Origin of the sequence: Mycobacterium helveticum, from assembly GCF_007714205.1 — a bacterium.
In the GTDB taxonomy this organism is placed as follows: Bacteria; Actinomycetota; Actinomycetes; order Mycobacteriales; family Mycobacteriaceae; genus Mycobacterium; species Mycobacterium helveticum.
The window spans coordinates 1-425 of sequence record NZ_VMQU01000371.1 but is presented as its reverse complement, the minus strand read 5'-3'; the positions used below and the strand labels follow the sequence as shown (position 1 = coordinate 425).

At 82.6% G+C, this 425-nt stretch carries 1 protein-coding gene; it reads right to left on the bottom strand.

Going from position 1 to position 425, the window contains the following annotated elements; translation table 11 throughout:
• Window positions 1-425 (bottom strand): hypothetical protein (locus FPZ47_RS27975; RefSeq protein WP_210420064.1); only part of this gene is annotated, 425 nt, incomplete at both ends.

Below are 425 nucleotides of genomic sequence, written 5' to 3'. Positions count from 1 at the left end.
GCCGGCGCCGGTGTTGTTGCCGCCGACACCTCCCTGGCCCCCTTGGCCGCCGACGCCACCGGTGCCGCCGTTGCCGTTGGTGCCGCCGGTTGCGGCGGACCCGCCTTGGCCGCCGGCGCCGCCGGCGCCACCGGCAAAGCCAGTCCCGCCGGTGCCGGGCGACGTGCCGTTGCTGCCGGCGGTGCCCGTGCCGCCGGTGCCGCCGGTGCCGCCTCGGCCGCCGGTGCCGACGGCGCCGGTGGTGGAGCCTGCCCCGCCGCTTCCGGCGGCCCCGCCGGTACCACCGGTCCCGCCCTTGCCGCCGGCCGAACCGTTGCCGGCCCCTCCGGCGCCGCCGTTGCCGCCGGCGCCGCCTTGGCCGCCGGTGCCGCCGGCACCCTGAATGCCGGGCGTGCCGCCGTTTGCGGCCCCCGCCGCCCCGCCGC